Annotated in this window: 19 protein-coding genes; 16 read left to right on the top strand and 3 right to left on the bottom strand. The window is 51.2% G+C overall.

Annotated elements, in window-relative coordinates; genetic code table 11:
- The first annotated feature begins 170 nt into the window (after window positions 1-170).
- The 9 genes from NNO04_RS02620 to NNO04_RS02660 all read left to right on the top strand — a co-directional run bounded on the left by NNO04_RS02620 (window position 171) and on the right by NNO04_RS02660 (window position 10,708).
- The gene (locus tag NNO04_RS02620; protein WP_271443351.1) at window positions 171-1,178 is read left to right on the top strand and encodes a 3-oxoacyl-[acyl-carrier-protein] synthase III C-terminal domain-containing protein; all 1,008 of its coding nucleotides are present in this window, start codon (window positions 171-173) and stop codon (window positions 1,176-1,178) included.
- Window positions 1,175-2,191, top strand: coding sequence for an NAD-dependent epimerase/dehydratase family protein (locus NNO04_RS02625; protein WP_271443352.1), 1,017 nt, complete (start codon window positions 1,175-1,177; stop codon window positions 2,189-2,191). Before NNO04_RS02620 ends, NNO04_RS02625 begins: the two co-directional genes overlap by 4 nt.
- On the top strand, window positions 2,169-2,975 hold the full coding sequence (locus tag NNO04_RS02630) for an MBL fold metallo-hydrolase (protein ID WP_271443353.1): 807 nt from the start codon (window positions 2,169-2,171) through the stop codon (window positions 2,973-2,975). The genes NNO04_RS02625 and NNO04_RS02630 overlap by 23 nt, the downstream gene beginning before the upstream one ends.
- Window positions 2,972-4,258 carry a F390 synthetase-related protein gene (locus tag NNO04_RS02635; RefSeq protein ID WP_271443354.1) on the top strand — a complete coding sequence of 429 codons (1,287 nt, stop codon included), beginning with the start codon at window positions 2,972-2,974 and terminating at the stop codon, window positions 4,256-4,258. The genes NNO04_RS02630 and NNO04_RS02635 overlap by 4 nt, the downstream gene beginning before the upstream one ends.
- Window positions 4,259-4,322: 64 nt before the next feature.
- Window positions 4,323-5,294, top strand: coding sequence for an NAD-dependent epimerase/dehydratase family protein (locus NNO04_RS02640; protein ID WP_271443355.1), 972 nt, complete (start codon window positions 4,323-4,325; stop codon window positions 5,292-5,294).
- Window positions 5,285-6,409 carry a glycosyltransferase gene (locus NNO04_RS02645; protein ID WP_271443356.1) on the top strand — a complete coding sequence of 375 codons (1,125 nt, stop codon included), beginning with the start codon at window positions 5,285-5,287 and terminating at the stop codon, window positions 6,407-6,409. The genes NNO04_RS02640 and NNO04_RS02645 overlap by 10 nt, the downstream gene beginning before the upstream one ends.
- Complete coding sequence (locus tag NNO04_RS02650; protein WP_333908987.1) at window positions 6,406-6,972, top strand: hypothetical protein; 567 nt, start codon at window positions 6,406-6,408, stop codon at window positions 6,970-6,972. The genes NNO04_RS02645 and NNO04_RS02650 overlap by 4 nt, the downstream gene beginning before the upstream one ends.
- Window positions 6,973-8,181 carry a glycosyltransferase gene (locus NNO04_RS02655; protein WP_271443358.1) on the top strand — a complete coding sequence of 403 codons (1,209 nt, stop codon included), beginning with the start codon at window positions 6,973-6,975 and terminating at the stop codon, window positions 8,179-8,181.
- Between the two features lie 79 nt (window positions 8,182-8,260).
- Window positions 8,261-10,708 (top strand): ankyrin repeat domain-containing protein, encoded by a 2,448-nt coding sequence (locus NNO04_RS02660; RefSeq protein WP_271443359.1) that lies wholly within the window; start codon window positions 8,261-8,263, stop codon window positions 10,706-10,708.
- A 77-nt stretch (window positions 10,709-10,785) separates the two neighbouring features.
- Here NNO04_RS02660 and NNO04_RS02665 read toward each other — a convergent pair whose 3' ends face one another.
- A complete protein-coding gene (locus NNO04_RS02665; RefSeq protein WP_271443360.1) occupies window positions 10,786-12,240 on the bottom strand; it encodes a Cu(+)/Ag(+) sensor histidine kinase in 1,455 nt (484 codons plus the stop codon).
- Entirely contained in the window at window positions 12,230-12,913 is a 684-nt protein-coding gene (cusR, locus tag NNO04_RS02670; RefSeq protein WP_271443361.1) for a copper response regulator transcription factor CusR, read from the bottom strand. The genes NNO04_RS02665 and cusR overlap by 11 nt, the downstream gene beginning before the upstream one ends.
- A 193-nt stretch (window positions 12,914-13,106) precedes the next feature.
- Here cusR and NNO04_RS02675 point away from each other — a divergent pair, with 193 nt between their 5' ends.
- From NNO04_RS02675 to NNO04_RS02695, 5 genes are all read left to right on the top strand, one after another.
- The gene (locus NNO04_RS02675; RefSeq protein ID WP_271443362.1) at window positions 13,107-14,489 is read left to right on the top strand and encodes an efflux transporter outer membrane subunit; all 1,383 of its coding nucleotides are present in this window, start codon (window positions 13,107-13,109) and stop codon (window positions 14,487-14,489) included.
- 30 nt (window positions 14,490-14,519) lie between these two features.
- Window positions 14,520-14,867, top strand: coding sequence for a cation efflux system protein CusF (gene cusF / locus NNO04_RS02680; RefSeq protein ID WP_271443363.1), 348 nt, complete (start codon window positions 14,520-14,522; stop codon window positions 14,865-14,867).
- A 79-nt stretch (window positions 14,868-14,946) separates the two neighbouring features.
- Entirely contained in the window at window positions 14,947-16,224 is a 1,278-nt protein-coding gene (locus tag NNO04_RS02685; protein WP_271443364.1) for an efflux RND transporter periplasmic adaptor subunit, read from the top strand.
- An 11-nt stretch (window positions 16,225-16,235) separates the two neighbouring features.
- The gene (locus NNO04_RS02690; protein WP_271443365.1) at window positions 16,236-19,376 is read left to right on the top strand and encodes a CusA/CzcA family heavy metal efflux RND transporter; all 3,141 of its coding nucleotides are present in this window, start codon (window positions 16,236-16,238) and stop codon (window positions 19,374-19,376) included.
- A 549-nt stretch (window positions 19,377-19,925) separates the two neighbouring features.
- On the top strand, window positions 19,926-20,333 hold the full coding sequence (locus NNO04_RS02695) for a hypothetical protein (protein WP_271443366.1): 408 nt from the start codon (window positions 19,926-19,928) through the stop codon (window positions 20,331-20,333).
- Window positions 20,334-20,405: 72 nt separating this feature from the next.
- Here the strand turns inward: NNO04_RS02695 and NNO04_RS02700 are convergent, their stop codons facing one another.
- On the bottom strand, window positions 20,406-20,609 hold the full coding sequence (locus tag NNO04_RS02700) for a hypothetical protein (RefSeq protein WP_271443367.1): 204 nt from the start codon (window positions 20,607-20,609) through the stop codon (window positions 20,406-20,408).
- 116 nt (window positions 20,610-20,725) lie between these two features.
- Here NNO04_RS02700 and NNO04_RS02705 point away from each other — a divergent pair, with 116 nt between their 5' ends.
- Together NNO04_RS02705 and NNO04_RS02710 are read left to right on the top strand one after the other, a co-directional pair.
- On the top strand, window positions 20,726-21,313 hold the full coding sequence (locus NNO04_RS02705) for a helix-turn-helix transcriptional regulator (protein ID WP_271443395.1): 588 nt from the start codon (window positions 20,726-20,728) through the stop codon (window positions 21,311-21,313).
- Between the two features lie 109 nt (window positions 21,314-21,422).
- A complete protein-coding gene (locus NNO04_RS02710) occupies window positions 21,423-22,190 on the top strand; it encodes a putative bifunctional diguanylate cyclase/phosphodiesterase (protein ID WP_271443368.1) in 768 nt (255 codons plus the stop codon).
- Window positions 22,191-22,435 lie beyond the last annotated feature (245 nt).

Raw genomic sequence — 22,435 nt, forward strand, 5'->3', positions numbered from 1 at the left:
GTTGACGAATTAATATCGGTATAGAAAGAATATTTACGCACGATAATCCTCATATTTCATTCTTGCTTTTCATGCTTCTGACGGTATAGTGCTTTTCTGCCAGGAGAAACTAACTGCTTGACAGAATTGATTTTTTATCGATGAAATAAAATAAGACGACAGTTGGTTTTATGGAAAAAACACGCTCAGCCTCGCCTGTCACAACGTGCAAGATTATCGCTACAGGTATTGCTCTGCCGTCAACGTGCGTCACCTCTGCTGAACTGGATAGCAGGCTCGGCAAAGCGGCGGGTTATGTGGAAAAACGTTGTGGCATTGTCCATCGTTATCACGCCGCGAAGCACGACAGCCAGGCGGGACTGGCGGCACAGGCGTTACATCAGGCGCTAAAAGCAGGCAGCCTCGCCCCCTCTTCAATTGATCTGTTGATTTGCGCCTCTGCGGTGGCGGTACAGGCGCTGCCGTGTAGTGCCATTCATATTCTGAAAGCGGCGGGTATGCCGTCCGGCGTGGCGGGATTTGATATTAATAGTAGCTGCGTCAGCTTTATTTCTGCGCTGGAAGTGGCCGCCGGGTTGCTGAACAGCGGTGCTTACCGGCGTATCGCCATTGTTTCTGCGGATCTGGCGTCGCGTGGCATCGACTGGAAGCACGAAGAATCTTCACTCATTTTCGGCGATGGTGCGGCATGCGCGATTGTCGAACGTGGCAATGGGCGCAGCGGGATTGTCGCCAGTCTGATCGAAATGTACCCCGATGGCAGCGAGCTATGCGAAATTCGCGCCGGTGGCACTCGCTGTAATCCACGTGTGGGTATGACTGACAACGATTTTCTGTTTCATATGCAGGGCAAGCCGTTGTTTCGTTATGCTTCTTCGCTGATTGAAGACTATTTCGTCCGACTGCTGCAAAAAAGCGGTCTGACGCTGGCGGATATCGCCACTGTGGTGCCGCACCAGGCGAGCCATCTCTCTCTTGAACATATGCGCAAGCGCCTGCATGTTCCACAAGCGGCATTAATCGATATCTACCGCTACTATGGCAACCAGGTTGCCGCCTCGATCCCAACGGCGATGCATGAGGCCGTTACCCGCGGTCGGTTCACGCCGGGTGATCCGGTGATGTTGATAGGCACGGCAGCGGGTTTGACGCTGGCAGGAATGGTACTACTGCCATGAAAATTCTGGTGACCGGCGCAACCAGCGGCCTCGGACGCAACGCGACGCACTATTTGCTGGAAAACGGTCATCAGGTTGTGGCGACAGGACGTAATCGACGGGTGGGCGAACAACTGGCGCAGGCAGGGGCGCATTTTGTCCCCCTGGATCTGACGCAAGCCCATCAAAATGATTGCATCCGGTTAATGACGGACTGCGACGCGGTATGGCACTGTGCCGCCAAATCCTCGCCCTGGGGCAAACAGGCCGAATTTTTCCTCGCCAATGTGCAGGCAACACGTCTGTTGGCGCAGGCCGCTGGGCGCGCCCGGATACCGCGCTTTATCCATATTTCGACCCCCGCAGTCTACTTTGATTTTCAGCATCATTACGTGCTGACGGAAAACTATCGTGCGCGCGCTTTTTCCAGCCATTACGCCCGCAGCAAATTTCAGGCGGAGCAGGAGATTAACGGCGCAGTCACCCGTTTTCCTGCCACTACCTTTGTCCTGTTGCGCCCTCGCGGGTTGTTTGGCCCGCATGATAACGTCATTGTTCCACGCATTTTGCAGCAACTGCAGCGTAGCGGTGGGGTGTTGCGTCTGCCGCGCGGCGGCGAGACGCTACTGGATTTAACCTTTGTACAAAACGTGGTGCATGCAATGGAACTGGCGACACGTCAGCCGGGGCTGTGTTCCGGTAGCGTGTATAACGTGACGAACCATCAGCCGCAGCGACTGGTCGATATGCTGGAGGCGCTACTGCATCAACAACTGCAACTGAATTATCGCGTTAAAGACGTGCCCTGGCCGCTGTTGTCACTGGTCGCGCGCGGGATGGAACTGGCAGGGCAATGCCTTGACAGGGAGCCTCCCGTTACCCGCTACAGTGCGGGAACACTCAGTTTTGATATGACGTTGAGTACGGAAAAAGCAATCAATGAACTGGGATATCGACCCCGATTTTCGATGGTGGAAGGGATCGCATTAACCGGTGAGTGGCTGAGGGCACATGGCAAAAATCAGCGAATTTGACACAGGTTACTGCACCCACATTGGCTGTATGGCGGTAAAAGGTGCCGGATTGCGGGTGTGTAAATTTCCCGCTCGCGCCTGGCTGTTGGAGGTCGGCGATCGTCGCTGGCTATGGGATACGGGCTATTCTTCGTGGTTTGAACGCTACACCCGTTCCGGCATTTTTCGCATTTACCGCCATCTTACCCCGGTCTATTTCGACGAGAAGCTATCGTTAGTGAATCAACTGGATGCGCACGGGCTGGCGGGTAAGGATATCGACGGCATCATTCTTTCGCACTTTCATGCCGATCATATTGCCGGGTTGCGTGATTTTCCGGATGTTGCCTGTATCTGTTCTGGTGAGGGCTGGCGGCATGTCCGCACACTACGGGGTCTGGCGGCGCTACGCGAAGCGTTTATTCCGGAGTTGATCCCCTCTGATTTTGAATCCTCATTACGCTTTATTGAAAGTTTCGCCCCCCTCACGCTCCCCTTTGCACTGGCACCGTTTGAACGGGGCTATCTGCTGCCCGACAGCGACGGGCAAATCATCCTGGTCGATCTCCCTGGGCATGCGGCGGGTCACATCGGTGCCTTTGTATTGACGGATGAAGGCTGGGTACTGCTGGCAGGCGATGCCGCGTGGGCTCCGGCTAACTATCAGGAGCTGCGCGGTCCGTCGCGACTGGCTAATCTGGTGCTGGCCGATTCTGCCGTTTACTGGCGCACTCTTGAAAAAATGAACCAGCTATGGCGTGCGGGTGAAGTGACAATTCGTTTGTGTCACGAGGGGGATTTGTGACCCCATTGATGACGCTGTGGCGATATTTTCGTACTCGCCAGCTACGCTTTACCGAACGCGAGAAACTGGAGGCGTGGCAGGAAAAAAAACTGCGCGCGTTTCGGCGTCGGGTGTTGATCAACAGTCCGTGGTTCCGGCGCTGGATCTCGCTGCCGTTTGAGCAATGGCCGCTGATGGATAAAGCGCTGATGATGACCCATTTTGATGAGATGAACACGGCGGGTTTGCGCCAACATGAGCTGATGGCGTGTGCGTTGGACAGCGAGCGTAGCCGTGATTTTAAGCCGAAGGTAGGCCGGTTCAGCGTTGGGTTGTCGTCGGGCAGTTCTGGCAGACGCGGGTTGTTTGTTGTCAGCCCACAGGAGCAACAAATTTGGGCTGCGGGCATACTGGCGAAAGCGCTGCCAGATGGCCTGTTTGCCGGAGAGCGCGTCGCGCTATTTCTGCGGGCAGATAACCATCTCTATCACAGCGTCAACAACCGCTGGCTAAGCCTGGTGTTCTACGATCTGTTTGCGCCGTTTCGACAGCAGTTGCCGTGCCTTGAACAGCAATCACCTACGCTGATTGTCGCACCTGCTCAGGTATTGCGTGCGCTGGCGCTGGCGGTGATGGCGGGGGAGTTGTCGCTGAACGTCAAAAAGGTCATTTCCGTGGCGGAAGTGCTGGAAGCGCAGGATCGTGACCTGTTGCAACGCGTGTTTGGCGAAGTGGGGGAAATCTATCAGGCCACTGAAGGCTTTCTTGCCGCAACCTGTCGTTGTGGCACGCTGCATCTGAATGAAGAGTTTCTTTATATCGAGCCAGAGTGGCTGGATGAGCGGCGATTTGTCCCGATTATTACCGATTTTACCCGCACCACGCAGCCGATTGTGCGCTACCGACTGGATGATGTGTTGGTCGCCAGCGATAAGCCTTGTGCGTGTGGCAGTGCGACGCGCGCGCTTGAACGTATTGAAGGGCGTCAGGATGACCAACTGTTACTGCCGGGTTGCGACGGGCGCGCGCAGATAGTGTTTGCCGACCCCTGTAGCCGCGTGCTGGCGCAGATGTTGCCGTTGACGGCGGATTATCGGCTGGTGCAAACCACGGCCAGCCATCTCCAGTTGATGGCAAATTGCGACCAGACTCTGATAGAACAGTGCCGTATTTCACTGGAGCGACTGTTTGTTCGTCAGGGCATCGACATTTCACGTCTGGCCTGGTCGCTAATATCGCAAACCCCGCCGACGCAGTTTGACAGTAAACGTCGGCGAATTATTTGCCAGTGGAGAAGGGAATGAAACTGACTGCACGCTGTTTGCCCGCTTGTCGTGAAGCGCGTTATCACACGACGGGAGCGCGAGGGTGAAAATATTGCTGACCGGCGCATCGGGGTTTATCGGCAGCACGTTTCTGCGCCGATTTGCTGACTGTGCCGATCTCGAACTCTGCGGCGTCGGACGGCGAGCGGAAAACGACTTTCCCCCCACGGTACGCTATCAAGCGCTGTCACTGGAGAGGCTTACGCAACTCAACTTCGTGCCCGATGTGGTCATCCACGCCGCAGGCAGAACCTCGCCCTGGGGAACGTCGCAGGAGTATGAACGCGACAATGTTGAAACGACCCGGCAGGTGATCGACTTTTGCAATCAACACGGTTTTCCCCGCTTGATTTTGCTGTCGAGTGCTGCGGTCTACTATCGCTTTGCCCATCAATTCAACTTGCGTGAGAGTGAGGCGTCCGGGGCGGCGTTTACCAGTGAGTATGGCCGTAGTAAGTATCAGGCGGAAGCGTTAGTGAAGGCGTATCGTGGTGAGAAAACGATTTTTCGCCCATGCGCAGTGTTCGGCGCGGGCGACCGGTTACTGTTCCCGCCACTGCTGAGCGCAGCCAGAAAAAGACAACTGGTCAGATTGCGCAATGACATCACGCCAGCGCAGGCTGAGATTATGCCTGTTGGAATGCTGTGTGATTATCTGCTGCGGGCGGCTCGCCATCCTCAATTGAGGCACTGCTATAACATTTCGGCGGGACAACCGGTGGAGACGGCCGCATTTTTGGATGATGTGCTGAAGCAACTGGATCTGCCGTTACCTGTAAAAAAGGTGCATCCCGGAACCGCGTTGCGCGTTGCGGGGGCGCTGGAGTGGTTATGGCGCTGGCTGCCACTGGCGGGGGAACCGCCGATTACCTGTTTTGGCGTTGCGGTGTTTAGCTATTCCGCCACGCTGGATATCACGGCGATGTGCGAGGATTTTGGCGCGCCAAACGTCGATCTTCGCTATTGCGTGCAGGACTTTTTACAACATTATCGGACGATGAACGGATGCTGCTGATTGCTCTCCTCTGGCTGTTTATTCTGCTGTTTAAGCTCTTTTTTGCGCTCAGGATCCTGCGTGCTGCGCATCGCCAGTGTAGTGGTGATTTGCATGCGGTAACGATCATGCAGCCCATCCTTAGCGGCGATCCGGCGCTGGAAAGCGTTCTGGCTTCGACGGTGGGGCAGTTGCGCGGCGCGGAATTTCTCTGGTTGATTGACGATGACGACGTAGCGGCCTTGCAGGTAACGCGGCGGTTGCAATTACGCTATCCCCAGCAGCATATTACGATTCTTTCCTATCCTCAGGCGCCAGAAGGCGTTAATCCCAAGCTGTTTAAGCTGGAGCAGGCGAGGGCGCAGGTTACACGTGAGGTGATCCTGGTGCTGGATGATGACGCGGTATTGAGTGCGGAGTCATTGTGCAACATGTTGGATGCGTTGACGGAGAGCACGCTGGTGACGGCGCTGCCCTGGTATTATGCGGCGGATAATTCACCTTCCCGTCTGCTGGCGCAGTTTGTTAACGACAACGCCTCGCTGACCTATTTACCGCTGCTCCCTTTCTCGCCGCCACTGACGCTAAACGGGATGTGTTATGCCATTCGCGGAGAAACGCTGGAACGTGTTGGCGGTTTTGCGCCAGTGCTCCGTCATCTGACGGACGATCTGGCGATGGCGACATTGTTAACCCGTCATGGCGTGCGTATTGTGCAGTCCGTTGCGCCAGTGCGGGTGCAGACCAGCATTGCTGACGCTAAAGGCTATTTCCGCCAAATGCATCGCTGGTTCTTGTTTGCCACGCTGCTGATGCGTGAAAAAAGCGCGGCAATCAATCTGACCATTTTTCTGCTGCAGGGTCTGCACCCGTTGCTGCTGTGGGCGTTGTTGATTCTGGCCTTTGGCGGTACGGCGCAATGTGCTCTGCTGTTGGGCGTCTTCGTGATACGCCATCTGGCGCTGCGTTACGTTCAGCGCGCGGTTGCGGCGGAGATCCCCTCGCATCCGTTCTTGTCATTGCTCTCCGAGTTACTACAACCTTTCCATTTGCTGAATGCGCTGGGGAACCGGACGATTTACTGGCGCTCTCGTCGCTACCGTATTTTCAGCAACGATTGTTTTACGTCGCGATGAGAAAACCAGATTTGCAGATTGCCTATATTACCGGTCGCAGCCGCCGGGATAACGGGGCGCTCAGTCCCTCGCAGGCGGCGTTTATACAGCAGGTTGTCGGCCATCATCAGCAGGTTACGGTGAATTTTCCGTGGACCGCACAGTCCGCGCCGTGGCTGGCGACCGGCCTGCTGCGCGCCAGTGTTAACAATGCGCGGGAATATCTTGGCGCACAGCGCGTCAGCTTTGCGCTGCGCTATCGCCAGCAGGCGCTGGAGATGCTGGCGTCAGCAAATCATACGCTGTTGCTTTCCGGCAGTTGTGGACTGGAGTTATTTAACCAACTGCACTTACCGCAGGAGTGGCTGGCGCGCGTCAGCGTGTTTGCTTTTGGCCCGGTGGCGAGCCGCCGACCGGACTGTCATCACCTGCTGGTACAAGGCGATCAGGACTGGATATCACGCTGCTGGTTTCGCCAGGCAGACCAACGCATTACCTGCGGTCATATGAATTATCTTGCCCAGCCGCAACTGACGGCGCTGTGTCAGCGCTTTATTGATGATATTGGCAAGCAAGGAGCGTAGATGCAGCGTTTATTTGATCTGATCCCTGCGGGGGTTACCCGCATTGATTTGCTGGCACCGCCGTTTTCCGGCCATTTACATCCGGTGCTGGCGATGGGACGGGCGCTATCCAAACGCTATCAGGTGCGCATTATCAGCACGCAAGGCGTTGCCTCTTCGGTGGCGGCGGCGGGGCTGATGGGGCTGTCTCTGCCTGGCGATTACGATACGCCGCTGTTGGGGGTTGTGAATCCGCAATATGCGGTAGGTTCTCATCCGCTGCGGCTGTATCGGCAGTTTCGCCATGTGGTGGGGTTACTGAAAAATTTCGCCGATGAACTGGAACAATTGTGGCGGCAAGAAGGCACGCCCGATCTGGCGATAGCGGACTTTACACTGCCCATTGTCGGCGAGGTCTGTCGTCGGTTGGATGTCCCGTGGTGGAGCAGCCTGCCATCACCCTGTGTGCTGGAAACTCCTGATGGCGTCCCTGCATACTGCGGTGGGTTAATGCCCGCGCATAACGCGATTCAGCATATATGGCATGCCTTTCACCGTAAAAAAGTGCGACTGTTCAAACAGACCGTGTTCTGGCTGTTTCGCGACGTTATTCGCCAGACCGGTATCACGCATCTGTATCGACAAGACGGCAGCGAAAGCGCTTACTCGCCGCTACGTATACTGGCGCTCAGCGAAGAAACATTCGAATTCCCGCGCCGCTGGCCATCTGCGGTCAGCTTTATCGGTCCGGCACTCTACACACCGCCATCACCAAGCGCTGCGCCGCCATTTGAAACGGATAAACGCCATGTGCTGGTGACGCTCGGCACGCATCTGGACTGGCATAAAGATGCGGTAATGCAAGCCGTTATCGCGTTGGCGAGCACGTTGCCTGAGTGGGTTTTTCATTTCACCGATGGGCATCAGGCCGTCGCGGAACAACAGCGGCAGGAGAATGTTTATCGTGTATCCTGGGTAAACTACGATAACTGGCTGACGCACTATGATGCGGTCATTCATCATGGCGGTGCCGGAATTATGTGGCATTGCTTGCAAAAGAATATTCCGGCGCTGGTATATCCGGTGGACTACGACCAGTTTGATCATGCTGCGCGGCTGGCATGGCGTGGAAAAGGGGTTTGGATTAAGGGCGGATTAAAAGGACTGGAAAAAGCGGCACCGTTGTTAATGGCGTTGGTTTATGCAAGTGGTTCAGAATTTCGACAATAAATCCAACAAAACTGGCCTGGATTACGATTGACTAAACTGTATGAAAGCCTTTAATTATTAGCCTGTTATAAGGAATGCTATGCTAAACTGGATTTTTAATGATAATAAACTCACGCTACGGCAAATTTGCTTAGACGACAAATTATCGACAGCTAAAAAAATACAAAAAATTGATAAATATCTGACTAATGGCGGTGATATCAATTTTATTGACCCCGATATTTCCCCGTGTAACGTGCTGGTTCCCCTGTCTCGCAGCCCAGAATCAGATGTATCTCTGGTGCAATACCTGCTCGATAAAGGGGCACGTATTGAGTGTAATGGTTTCAGTGCGTTTCATTCTGCCATCGAGTTTAATAATACGCAGTTAGTGAGTCTTTATCTCACCTCGGGTGCGGATCTTTATTATCAGAATCAATTTAATAATTGTTGGCTCAACTACCTTTTTCACCCTGAGCCACACTATATTTACGGTGATGAACAACGCAGAGAGATGGTCGATCTTCTGCTTGATGCTGGCCTGGATATCAACAGGGTAGTGAGTTTTTGGACTGATGGTGAGTTAAATCACCCGCTGGAAATATTATATTCTGAACGCAGTAAAGATCTTTTTGTACACATCATAAATAAAAATATTACGCTGGATATCGAAAAATCATCACTGATCGAAAATATTATTTTTTCGAGTGATTTTTGGGGGCTGGAAACATTTGCACCGTTGGTGAAGCGTTTTCCAGACTTTAAAAAAGAACGCTACATTATGGCCAATGATAGCAGTTTCTGGGATGACGCCAATCTGCTGGAATTGTGTGTTTATGCCAAAGCACAGAACTACTGTGAATATTTACTCGACAATTACCCACAACTGAAAGCGGATTCTCGCGCTAAAAGCCTGGTCTACGCGGCGCTGACATCAGAGTTTGATCTGCGAATTATCGAGAAACTGCTTAAAGTCACTGTCGATATCAATCGCATCTATAAGATGACGCCACAAGACGCTTATCAGGCGCCGCTTCTCAGCCAGTATCTGAATGCTCCTCATTTTACCGATCCCAATAAGCGCGATTACATCTATCAGGCTCTTGAACTGTTACTCAAATATGGCGCAGATCCCAACAGTGAGTTCGTCAACAACGGTAAACCGTATGAGATGTTAATCTGGTCAAATCTACGCTTGCTCATCTACCCAATGGTCGAAAAAAGAACGTTTTTACCCCAGTTCCTCGATCTCTTTTTGCGCTATGGGCTGGATATCAATAAGAAATTTGGCGCCGTAGAGGAACCGACATTACTGACTATTACTCAGCGTGGGTCATGGAAAGAAGATCAGGAAACGATCATTAAGGTGATGGAGTATTTGCTTCCAAAGGGACTTGATTTAAATCTCACCAATATTTACAACACGAATTTTGTTTCGGCCGCCGCGATTTCTTGCCGCACTCAACTGCTTGAATGGTTGATTCACCAGGGTGGGGATATTCATACCCATTGTGGGCACGATAATTCCCCCATCTTACATAAAGCTATTTCTACCTACTCGTTAGATGAAATAACCGGCCCCATACGCCGCCAGACCGTTTTGCTTCTGTTGCAACATGGCGCGAAACTCGAAGAGTTTTCTGTCGATGAACGATTTACTCCGTTGATGTGCGCCTGTTACTACGGTGCTCAGTCCTGTGTCGAGGCTCTGTTAGAGCAGGGGGCTAACCCTAATGTCCTTAATGTTGAGGGCACTACGCCTGCCTTGTGTGCTGTCATCGGCGGTAGTTCAAATGAATTTCCCCGTTTCGAATCCACGGCGGTGCGAATCCTTAGGTTGTTACAGCACTATGGCGCTGATTTGACGGCCGCGAATTGCCGGGGCAATAGTCCGCTGGTCGCTGCAATTGAACTGGATTACAAAGAGATATTTGAAGCGCTTCTCCAGATAGTGCCTTATAGCCAGGAGCAACTTGAACAGGCGCTCGCCATCTCTGAGCCAGAGGTCTATTACCTCCGTCGTCTACAGCAGCAGATCAAGGGTGAAACTGCGCCCATTCTCACTCAGGCAGAAAGCGAACCAGAGCCGCCAGCCTTGCCTGTTGGCGAAGAAAGCCCGGTTATAGAGCCAACAGAAGCACCACAACAGGTAAAAAACGTAAGCCCTGAGGCCAGCAGTGCGGCCTCGCAGAGACTGCATATTCCGACGATTATCGAACTGAAAGCCAGGGTTAACAGTTTCTTTAAACCGGTCGCCTGCGATCCCGATGTGACGGCTGCCCAGTTAAAGGGTATTGAAGAGCAGATAGACCTGTTAATTGAAAAACTGGATAACTTCAGCTTTTTTCGCAATCAGGCCAGCAAAGAGGAGTTTGAAGAGGGCGTTCAGGACTATATCGATGAAGCCGTCGATCAGATGATCAACACCCTCATTGAGGATGATTATCCGGCACTGACTGAAGCATTGGTCGATTCTGTATGGGTTATTTTGCAGTTCTACCGGGTGGATATCGAGATTGAAACCGCACTCAGAAAACGCTTCTGGTAAGGTTTCTTTTTCGGTCAGAGCCATCTGGGGTGGATGGCTCTGGTTTCATAAACAATGGCTTCATGAACAACGCGGTATTAAGACGCCGCGTGTTTCGGTAGCGTCAGAATAAAACGCGTGGCGCGCAAATCAGAGGTGACGGCGACGTTTCCCTGATGGGCGATGACGATCGATTTCACAATCGCCAGTCCAATACCGCTGCCTTCGCCTTTACGTTGACGGGAAGGATCGACGCGGTAAAACCGGTCAAACAGGCGCGGTAAATGCTCTGGGGCAATGGGCGTTCCAGGGTTTTCAACGATAATCTGTACCTGGTCCTGCGCCTCAAAAAGCCGCACGGTGACGGATTCTCCCTTCGGCGTGTAACGCATCGCATTGGAGAGTAAATTACTTAACGCCCGGCGTAACATAAGGGGATCGCCGGATACCCAGCATGCGTGGCCTTCAAAGCGTAAACTCACTTCGCGCTCTTCCGCCCAGGCTTCGAAAAAGTCGAAGACTTTGCTCACTTCATCCGCCAGATTCAGCGCTTTTTTCTCCGGAATGAGCTGATTATTATCCGCCTGCGCGAGGAACAGCATATCGCTCACCATCTTTGACATACGGCCAAACTCTTCAAGATTGGAATACAGCACATCCTCCAGCTCTTTCTGGCTGCGGGGCTGGCTGAGCGCAATCTCGGTCTGGGTCACCAGATTGGTGATCGGGGTGCGGATTTCATGGGCGATATCGGCAGAGAAGTTGGATTGGCGAGTAAAAACATCCTCAATGCGCTCGATCATGTGATTAAACGAGATAACCAGACGTTCCAGCTCGATAGGCACCGCCTGCGGATCTAAGCGGACATCAAGATCTTTTGAGGTCACGTTTTGAATGCGCCGACTCACGCTGCGGATCGGTTCATGACCTGTATAAACGGCAAGCAGGACGATAAAAATAATCAGCATACTGATCAATGAGGCGGTCATTACCAGCTTGTTTTTCAGATCGTTAATATAATGCAGATGAAAATCTATCGATAACGCCATATACAGCGTCCAGGCGGGTTTGCCGTCGGGTAATTGCCCTACCGGCAGACGAATCATACGCCAGGTCGAGTGCGCGCCGTGTCCCTGATTATGCCCTTCCATATTCAGGGCCGGGCCGGAAAGTAAAAAAACGTCGCCGTTACCGGCATTTTTATCCGGCGTTGCACTGGCCATAAACTCTCGCAGGTCAGGGGCGCCAGGCGAATGAAAAATGGCCTTTTTATTCGCATCTTCGAGAGAAATAATCACGTTTGAATAGCCGGAAACCACATTCCTGAGGGTTTCCAGACGACGGGATTCCGGCTCTTCAGGCTGATTGAGAATGCGCTCAAGCGTCTGGCTTATCTCTTTTAAGTCATTAATATCCTGCTCGGCAAAATGGACTTTTACCGAGTGGATCATTATCCAGGCGAAGGCGAAAAAGGAGGCGATGGTTGCCAGACTGATGAAAAATGTCAGCCGTGTCGCCAGTGAGAAAGGGCGGCGAAACCGCTTAGAGGTCATCCGGCACCTCAAGCATATAGCCAACACCGCGCACGGTCTGAATGAGTTTCGGCTCAAATTCATTGTCTATTTTGGCGCGCAGTCGTTTGACCGCCACGTCGATGGCATTGGTGTCGCTGTCAAAATTCATGTCCCACACCTGAGAGGCAATCAGCGAACGCGGCAACACTTCTCCCTGATGGCGCAGGAAAAACTCCAGCAAGGTGAATTCTTTACTGGTTAAGGTGATCCGCGTTCCGCTGCGGGTGACTTTTCTGCTGACCAGATCCACCGTTAAATCCGCCACCTGAAACTGGCTCTCCACGATCACCGTCGCGCCACGGCGCAACAGAGTTCTGACGCGGGCCAGCAATTCGGCAAAGGCGAACGGTTTCACCAGATAATCATCCGCGCCCAGTTCCAGACCTTTAACCCGATGTTCAATGGTACCCAGTGCCGTGAGAAGGAGGATTGGCATCCCTTTGTTGGCGGCGCGCAGCATACGCACGATATCCCAACCGTTCACGTCTGGCAGCATGATGTCGAGGATGAGCAGATCGTAATCGCTGGTCATCGCGAGGTGATATCCGTTTAGCCCGTTATCGGTCAGATCTACCACAAATCCGGCTTCTGTCAGACCTTTGGTCAGATATTCGCCGGTCTTGCTTTCATCTTCGACTATCAAAATCTTCATCACTTATTCCTTCACGCATGGACTGTGCGGGGTTTCAATTCTAGAGAAGTCGGATCGGATAGCAATCGGTTATTGGGAAAATGACAGTTTTGTCATTTTCCTGTCACGGGTTAAACAGAGTCACTTCGGTAAGGTACGTAATATCAGTTCACCTTCACGTTAGGTTACGAGTCCACGACGGGCGAAAAGGATTATGTACAAATTTAAGCGTCTTACCCTCAGTGCTTTTTTTGTCCTGACAGGATGTTCACTGGCGCCGGACTACCAGCGCCCGGAATCACCCGTGCCGCAACAATTTTCCCTCTCGCAGAATGCGATGGTGCCCGCGACGACGAGTTATCAGGAGACCGGCTGGCGTACATTTTTCGTTGATGAACAGGTGAAGAGGCTGATTGGCGAGGCGTTGCTCAATAACCGCGATTTGCGTATGGCAACGCTGAAGGTGCAGGAAGCGCGAGCGCAATACCAGGTGACGGATGCCGACCGGTATCCACAGCTCAACGCAGAGTCGAAAGGTGACTGGAGCGGTAAAGTCAAAGGGGACTCCCGTACGACCCGCGAATATGAAGCCGGATTGAATTTGAGTTTCGATCTGGACTTCTTTGGCCGGTTGAAGAATATGAGCGAAGCTGACCGGCAGAATTTTTTCGCCAGTGAAGAAGCCCGTCGCGCGGTACATATTTTATTAATCTCGAACGTCTCGCAAAGTTATTTCAATCAGCGCCTGGCGTATGCGCAACTGCAGGTCGCACAGGAAACATTGCAAAACTATGAACGCTCATACGCGTTTGTTGAAAAACAACTGCTGACCGGCAGCACTAACGTGTTGGCCCTGGAGCAAGCCCGAGGCGTTATTGAAAGTACGCGGGCAGAGATTGCAAAACGGCAGGGCGAGCTGGCGCAGGCCACTCATGCTTTACAACTGCTGCTGGGGAGCTATACAACGTTACCGAATGAAAAAGAGGGGAATGCCGGAGATATCAACGGCGTCAAATTACCGCCTTCGCTCTCTTCGCAAATCTTATTGCAGCGTCCGGATATTATGGAAGCTGAACACGCATTGATGGCGGCCAATGCCAATATTGGCGCGGCGCGTGCAGCCTTTTTCCCCTCCATTACGCTGACCAGTTCGCTTTCAGGCAGTAGCAGCGATCTTTCCAGTTTATTTAATCCCAGCAACGGGATGTGGAGCTTTATCCCGAAAGTCGAGTTACCGATTTTTAATGCCGGTCGTAACCAGGCCAATCTCGATTTAGCGGAAATTCGTCAGCAGCAGTCGGTGGTGAATTACGAGCAAAAAATCCAGAACGCCTTTAAAGAAGTGGCGGATGCGTTGGCGTTACGCCAAAGCCTGGCTGACCAGATAACGGCGCAACAACGTTATCTGGATTCCCTGACCATTACGCTGCAACGCGCCAGAGCGCTCTATCAGAACGGCGCGGTGAGTTACATCAACGTGCTGGATGCAGAACGTTCGCTGTTTAGCACGCAACAAACCTTACTTGATCTCAATTATGCCCGGCAGGTGAATGAAATTAGGCTGTTCACTGCATTGGGCGGCGGTTGGGCAGAATAAAACGAAGATACATTCTTAGGAGACGACATAATGACCACGACTTTTAAAGCCACTATTTTTAGTCTTTTTACGCTCGTTGCATGGAATGCGCAGGCAAATGAACATCATCACGAAGGGATGATGAGCGCCACCCCTGCGGCTGAGCAGACGCAGGCGATCAGCGCCACTGGGGTCGTCAAAGCCATCGATATGGAAAATAAAAAAATAACGATTAACCATGACCCTATTCCTTCAGTGAACTGGCCGGCAATGACGATGCGCTTTACGCTGACGCCGCAAACGCAGCTCGGGGATATTAAGGTCGGTGACAAGGTGGCGTTTAATTTTGTGCAACAGGGAAATTTGTCGCAGCTCCTGGATATTAACGTCAGCCAGTAATTTGTATTACCCGCCAAACATATTCTTACCTGGGCTCAGCAGAGCACAGGTAAGAATAGATGAATGAATGGAAAACACTATGGCGTCTTTTAAATTCAATAATATCGCGCTTATTTTTGCCAGCATGGTCGTTGGCGGCATTATTTCTGTCGGGGGATATGCCTATTATTCTTCAACGCACAGAACGGCTGATATGACATCTGCGCCGGAAAAAGAGGCGCGTAAAGTTCTGTTCTGGTACGACCCGATGTACCCGAATACGCGTTTTGATAAACCGGGGAAATCCCCGTTTATGGACATGGATCTGGTCGCGAAATATGCCGACGAAGAGACTGCCGGTGTCTCAACGCCGGGCGTGCGTATCGATCCCAGCCAAACCCAGAATTTGGGACTGAAAACCGACACTGTCCGCCGTGGGTCGTTGAATTATGCGCAGACATTTCCGGCGAATGTCAGTTTTAACGAATACCAGTTTGTGATCGTGCAGGCGCGTTCTGCCGGATTTATTGACAAGGTCTACCCGCTGACGGTCGGCGATAAAATTAAGAAAGGCACGCCGCTGATAGAACTGACGATCCCTGACTGGGTGGAAGCGCAAAGTGAATACTTGCTCCTGCGGGAGACGGGCGGCACAGCAACCCAGGTGGAGGGGATTTTAGAGCGGCTGCGGCTGGCGGGCATGCCGGAAGAGGATATCCGCCGTTTAATATCGACCCGTAAAATTCAGACGCGGTTTACGCTCAAAGCGCCGATTGATGGCGTGATTACCGCCTTTGACGTACGTACCGGCATGAACATCGCCAAAGATAACGTGGTGGCGAAAATTCAGGGGATGGACCCGGTGTGGGTCGCCGCCGCTGTTCCGGAATCAGTCGCATGGCTGATAAAAGATGCCTCCCAGTTTGCCCTTACCGTCCCGGCCTGGCCGAATAAGCCGTTCACCATTCGCAAATGGAGCATCCTGCCAAGCCTCGACGCGACCACCCGAACGTTGCAACTGCGTTTGCTGGTGGATAACCCCGATGAAGCGCTGAAACCGGGCATGAATGCGTATCTGAAACTGAACACGAAAAGCGAGCCGATGCTGCTGATTCCGTCAAAAGCGCTGATCGATACTGGCAAAGAGCAACGTGTGATCACCGTCGATAGCGACGGGCGTTTTGTGCCAAAACGCGTCTTCGTATTTCATGAATCGCAAGGGGTGACGGCCATTCGTTCCGGACTGAGCGAAGGCGAGAAGGTCGTTTCCAGCGGTCTGTTCCTGATCGACTCGGAGGCGAATATTTCCGGCGCTCTGGATCGCATGCGGGCGCACACGCCAGCAGACACGTCTAAACCTGCGGCCCATTCACACTGAGGGAATCGTAAATGATTGAATGGATTATTCGCCGCTCGGTGGCGAACCGTTTCCTGGTGATGATGGGAGTGTTGTTCCTCAGCATCTGGGGAACCTGGACCATCGTCAATACCCCGGTCGATGCGCTGCCCGATCTTTCTGATGTGCAGGTTATCGTCAAAACAAGTTATCCCGGTCAGGCACCGCAAATTGTTGAAAACCAGGTGACCTATCCGTTGACGACCACCATGTTGTCCGTGCCTGGCGCGAAAACCGTACGCGGTTTCTCGCAGTTTGGCGACTCCTATGTGTACGTTATTTTTGAAGATGGAACAGACCCATACTGGGCGCGCTCGCGCGTACTGGAGTACCTAAACCAGGTGCAGGGAAAATTACCCCAGGGCGTTAGCGCCGAGATGGGGCCAGATGCCACGGGCGTCGGCTGGATCTTTGAATATGCGCTGGTGGACAAAAGCGGTAAGCACGATCTGGCGGAACTGCGTTCCTTGCAGGACTGGTTTTTAAAATATGAGTTGAAAACGATCCCTAACGTGGCGGAAGTGGCTTCGGTAGGGGGCGTGGTGAAAGAGTATCAGGTCGTTATCGATCCGATGAAACTCACCCAATACGGTATCAGCCTGTCAGAGGTGAAATCAGCGCTGGATTCCTCGAATCAGGAAGCGGGCGGCTCGTCTGTTGAACTGTCTGAAGCGGAGTACATGGTTCGCGCCAGCGGTTATCTGCAAACCCTTGATGACTTCAACAACATCGTATTGAAATCCGCTGAAAACGGAGTTCCGGTCTATTTGCGGGACGTTGCCCGCGTACAAATCGGGCCGGAAATGCGCCGGGGCATTGCCGAGCTGAATGGCGAAGGCGAAGTCGCGGGTGGGGTGGTTATCCTGCGTTCCGGCAAAAATGCGCGGGAAGTGATTTCGGCGGTAAAAGAGAAACTGGCGACGCTGAAAAGCAGTTTACCCGCCGGCGTCGAGGTGGTGACAACCTACGATCGTAGTCAGTTGATTGACCGGGCGATTGACAATCTCAGCTATAAATTGCTGGAAGAGTTTATTGTTGTGGCGCTGGTCTGCGCACTCTTTTTGTGGCATATCCGGTCGGCGCTGGTGGCGATTATTTCGTTACCGCTGGGATTGTGTATCGCCTTCATCGTGATGCATTTTCAGGGCATTAACGCCAATATTATGTCGTTAGGGGGGATCGCCATTGCGGTCGGGGCGATGGTGGACGCCGCTATCGTGATGATCGAAAACGCCCATAAACGGCTGGAAGAGTGGGGGCATCTGCACCCAGGCGAAAAACTGGATAACGACACCCGCTGGAAAGTGATCACCCATGCGGCGGTGGAAGTGGGACCTGCGTTGTTTATCAGTCTGCTGATCATCACGCTCTCTTTTATCCCCATTTTTACCCTCGAAGGCCAGGAAGGGCGGTTATTCGGGCCGCTGGCGTTCACTAAAACGTGGGCGATGGCGGGGGCGGCATTTTTGGCGATTGTGGTCACACCGGTTCTGATGGGATTTTGGATCCGCGGGAAGATCCCCGCAGAAACCAGCAACCCGCTCAACCGCTTTTTGATTCGCGTTTACCATCCGTTATTGTTGAAAGTATTACACTGGCCAAAGACCACACTATTAGTCGCCGCACTTTCTATCCTGACGGTGCTGTGGCCGCTCAAAAATATCGGTGGGGAGTTTTTACCACAAATTAACGAAGGCGATCTGCTGTACATGCCTTCTACATTGCCAGGGATCTCGGCGGCACAGGCGGCAGACATGCTGCAAAAAACCGACAAACTGATCATGACCGTACCGGAAGTGGCGCGGGTGTTTGGTAAAACAGGGAAAGCCGAAACGGCAACGGATTCTGCGCCGCTGGAGATGGTTGAAACGACCATTCAACTCAAGCCGCAGGATCAGTGGCGTCCGGGCATGACGATGGACAAGATCATCGAGGAACTGGATAAAACGGTGCGTTTGCCGGGGCTGGCAAACTTGTGGGTGCCGCCGATCCGTAACCGAATTGATATGTTGTCCACGGGGATAAAAAGCCCTATTGGGATTAAAGTGTCCGGTACGGTGCTTGCCGATATCGATGCGACCGCAGAGCAAATTGAAGAGGTTGCGCGAACCGTGCCGGGTGTCGCTTCTGCGCTGGCTGAACGTCTGGAAGGCGGACGCTATATCAACATTGATATTCAGCGTGAAAAAGCCGCCCGCTATGGCATGACTGTCGGTGATGTACAACTGTTCATCTCCTCAGCGGTGGGCGGCGCGATGGTCAGCGAAACGGTGGAAGGGATCGCGCGCTACCCGATAAACCTGCGTTATCCGCAAAGTTATCGCGACAGTCCAGAAACGCTGCGTCAGTTGCCGATTCTGACACCGATGAAGCAACAAATTACACTGGCAGATGTGGCAGATGTGAAGGTAGTTGCGGGACCATCGATGCTGAAAACCGAAAATGCCCGCCCAGCCAGTTGGATCTACATTGATGCCCGCGATCGTGACATGGTGTCGGTGGTTAACGATATTAAAAAAGCGATAGCGGAAAAGGTACAACTGAAACCCGGCACCAGTGTGGCATTCTCCGGTCAGTTTGAGCTACTTGAACGGGCGAACCACAAGCTGAAGCTGATGGTGCCGACGACGCTGATGATCATTTTTGTGCTGCTGTATCTGGCTTTCCGTCGGGTGGGGGAAGCGCTATTAATCATTACCAGCGTGCCGTTTGCACTGGTGGGGGGCATTTGGTTCCTGTACTGGATGGGATTCCATTTATCGGTGGCGACCGGAACCGGGTTTATTGCGCTGGCGGGCGTCGCCGCAGAGTTTGGCGTGGTGATGCTGATGTATCTTCGTCATGCCATTGAAGCCGAACCGACGCTGGAAAACCCCCAGACGTTCACACCTGAGAAACTGGATGAAGCGCTCTACCACGGGGCGGTTCTGCGTGTCAGACCAAAGGCCATGACCGTCGCGGTCATTATCGCTGGCTTGTTGCCCATTTTGTGGGGCGCAGGCGCCGGGTCAGAAGTCATGAGCCGCATTGCTGCACCAATGATTGGGGGAATGATTACCGCACCGCTGCTGTCGCTGTTTATCATTCCGGCGGCATACAAATTGATGTGGCTGCGCAGGCACCGGGAGCCGTAAGCAGAATGTGGGAAAGAATATTTTTTCAATAATTAAATAATCATCTTCTGAAACTATTTAAGACCAGCCTGTTTAAGCTGGTCTTATTTCTTTTTGGTTTCGTTAATCCATGTAAATAAGGTGGTTATTATTTGGTGCAATGAACATGCGCAATCCCTTAGCAGAGAACGCACTGATTAATAGATACTCACCTTAACTAAAATGTTATCCTTAGTTCAGGTAGCTTGATTTTCTATTTCAGGTTGCGGTTATGTTTGTTGTCCGTCTTTGATTTAAAAAAATGCTACATTAAAAATACTTTTGTGACCGAAAAGAAACCGCTGATGCCCGCTATACTGTTTATATTGCAATCTGCCTTTTTTTATTTCAAAATCATGACAGAACGAACCATTCTATTCAATTTTGTTATAAAATTTGGGTTAAGTTTAACAGGTTTGAGGCATAACTTACGCCAGACCCCCTCACATATGAATGTTTTTACATATCAATAAAACAGTAAAAATAGTTAAAAACTTAATTTTGCTCAAAATAATCGACATGAGATCCATTATGGTTATCCAAAATCAGGAGGAAGCCTGTCTCGTGTTTATCTCAAACGAGAATGAGAAGTTTCTCAAATACAAGAATAAGGATTTAATGATGAGTTTTGGTATGGCGAAGGATGATAGATTTGAAATTATTGCCATCATTCGTGAAGAGCTTCTCAAGAAAACGAAACTTGAAATAGTCTATAAAAACAATAGCATAGTAACTCAGCTGGAAAAGGTCGACTTCGAACACTTCGCCATCTCCCACCATGAAGATATCGTCACTGAAAAAATTCAAGGTTTTATTCTGCACAGTGACGCCGGAATTATTAAATTCAACGCCCGATTTGATCGCGAGTCCTCAGATGATAACGCTGGTGGATTAGTTTATTTTATCCCAGACATGATTTTTTTTGTTCAACGCAGGTAGCATCAGCGTTTCTCGTTTTTAAAGGGGTTCAGCTTTACTTGCTTTGGGCGATACAAAAACGGCGAAAATTACTTATTTAAAATTAAAAACATTTCGCGTGGCGGTTGTGCGCTTATTGCCGAAGAGGTGAATCCGCGCTTCCTGTATAAAGATGCGGTCATCAAAGGTTCTTCGCTGGAGTTCGAACAGTTTGGCAACCTGCAACTCGATATGAATGTTATTGATGTAGTAGAGATCAATGAGTTTGATGCTGATAATCACCTGTATTCCTGCCATCAAATTTCGTGCAAATTTGACTTTAAAAATCACCGTGAGGAGTCTGAAGTCGAAAAAATCATTATCAACTTTTTGATGAGCAATAAAATTAGAAGTCTATAAGGAAGGTGAGCTGGATGTTGATGTGCGGCAATGATAATTTTGTAGGGCGCGGCGTCTCTGAGTTCCTGAAAAGTAAAGATGTGTCGATTAAAACGTTCAGGCGTGAGGAGATGATTAGCCAGTCATCATTGTATCGGCATCATACGATGCTCTTCAATATCATTGATAACGGGCAGTCTTGCGCTGATTTTGTTGATTTTTTAAATAAAAATAGATTCAAGGTCTATGACCATAACATTGTCATCGTTACCGACAGTTTGGTGGCGAAACTGTGCGTTGAGTTACTCTATGTTGAAAAAGCAATCGTATTGACTGAAAAGTCATCATTACGCGATTTTACTCAAATCGCGTCATTGTCACAGGGGGCTGGTCATTCCCGCTCCTTCCGCTCACAAAAAAAACTTACCGACCGGGAACAGCAAATCCTGAGTTTATTGGTCGGCGGCTACAACGCAAAAGAAATCTCTGAGTTAGTTAACCTGAATTATAAAACAATTCAGACGCATAAAATGAAGATCGTCCTCAAGCTTGGATTAACGAACTCTGCAGACCTGAATAAATTGATCGTCAGATTTAACCATTCGTTGTCTTTTTTACCCTGAATCATATTTGACAAGACGATTTTGAATTATACTCATAAGGGCTGAGTGCGTAGTCATTTTTATATGGTGGGAATCGCCATTTTTAGCTGTATCTTTAAGGAGGAGGAGGGTGTTTAATTCCAATGAAGTCCTCAGAGCGCTACAGGGAGCGTTGAATACCAGTCAACTTTATATGGTCTATCAGCCCATTCTGAATTTACATACTCAAAAGATTTGTGGATTTGAGGCATTAATGCGCTGGAATAGTCCCGACATGGGAATGATTTCTCCTGATATCTTTATTTCTCTGCTGGAAAAAAGTGGCAGTATCGCTTCTATTGAGGAGATGGTTTCGAATCCACCCTGGGATGTCGCATCCCGATGGCCAGAAAATATTTCACTCTCAATCAATATTTCCGCACTGGAACTCAGCGATCCCCAGTTACCTGAGCGTGTCAGGCGAAATCTGGCGTTCTCAGGGCTTGCCGCCAGTCGCTGCGAAATTGAAGTCACCGAAACAGCACCGATTCGTGACAGTCTGGTAGCCTCAACGAATATGTCTGCGCTTAAAGCGATGGGGGTAAAATTGTCCCTTGACGACTTTGGTACCGGACATGCCAATCTTGATTATCTGCTGAAATATCCGTTCGATACTTTAAAAATCGACAAAGCGTTTGTCGCAGAGATTGAGCCTGATACAAAATCGGCCAAAATCGTTGAAGGTATTATTGTGTTAGCCCATGATTTTGGTATTGAAGTGTTGGCTGAGGGTGTTGAAAGCAAAGAACAGTTAGAGAGGCTAATTCGCATTGGCTGCGATAAAGCGCAGGGCTATTATATTTCGCATCCTGTCCCGGCAGAGCATATTCCCGCACTGTTAACACAATACAATTATTAGAGCCTATCCCATTAGGCTATTTCACTTGTCATTTTGGCCCAGGGTAGTGCTCACAAAGATTTACCTTTGAACGCCCCTGGGCGGCCCGTAAGGGTGAGCGTAGCGAATCAAATCCTCACGTACTCCGTGTACGCTCCGGTTTTTCCGCGCTGTCCGTGTCCAAACTGACTACGCCAATTACGCCTGTTGGGATAGGTTCTTAATCGTTCAATTCTGCAACGGCCACGTCCCCCAATTCAGACCAT

Source organism: Citrobacter sp. Awk 4 (assembly GCF_028069725.1).
Classification (GTDB): domain Bacteria; phylum Pseudomonadota; class Gammaproteobacteria; order Enterobacterales; family Enterobacteriaceae; genus Citrobacter_D.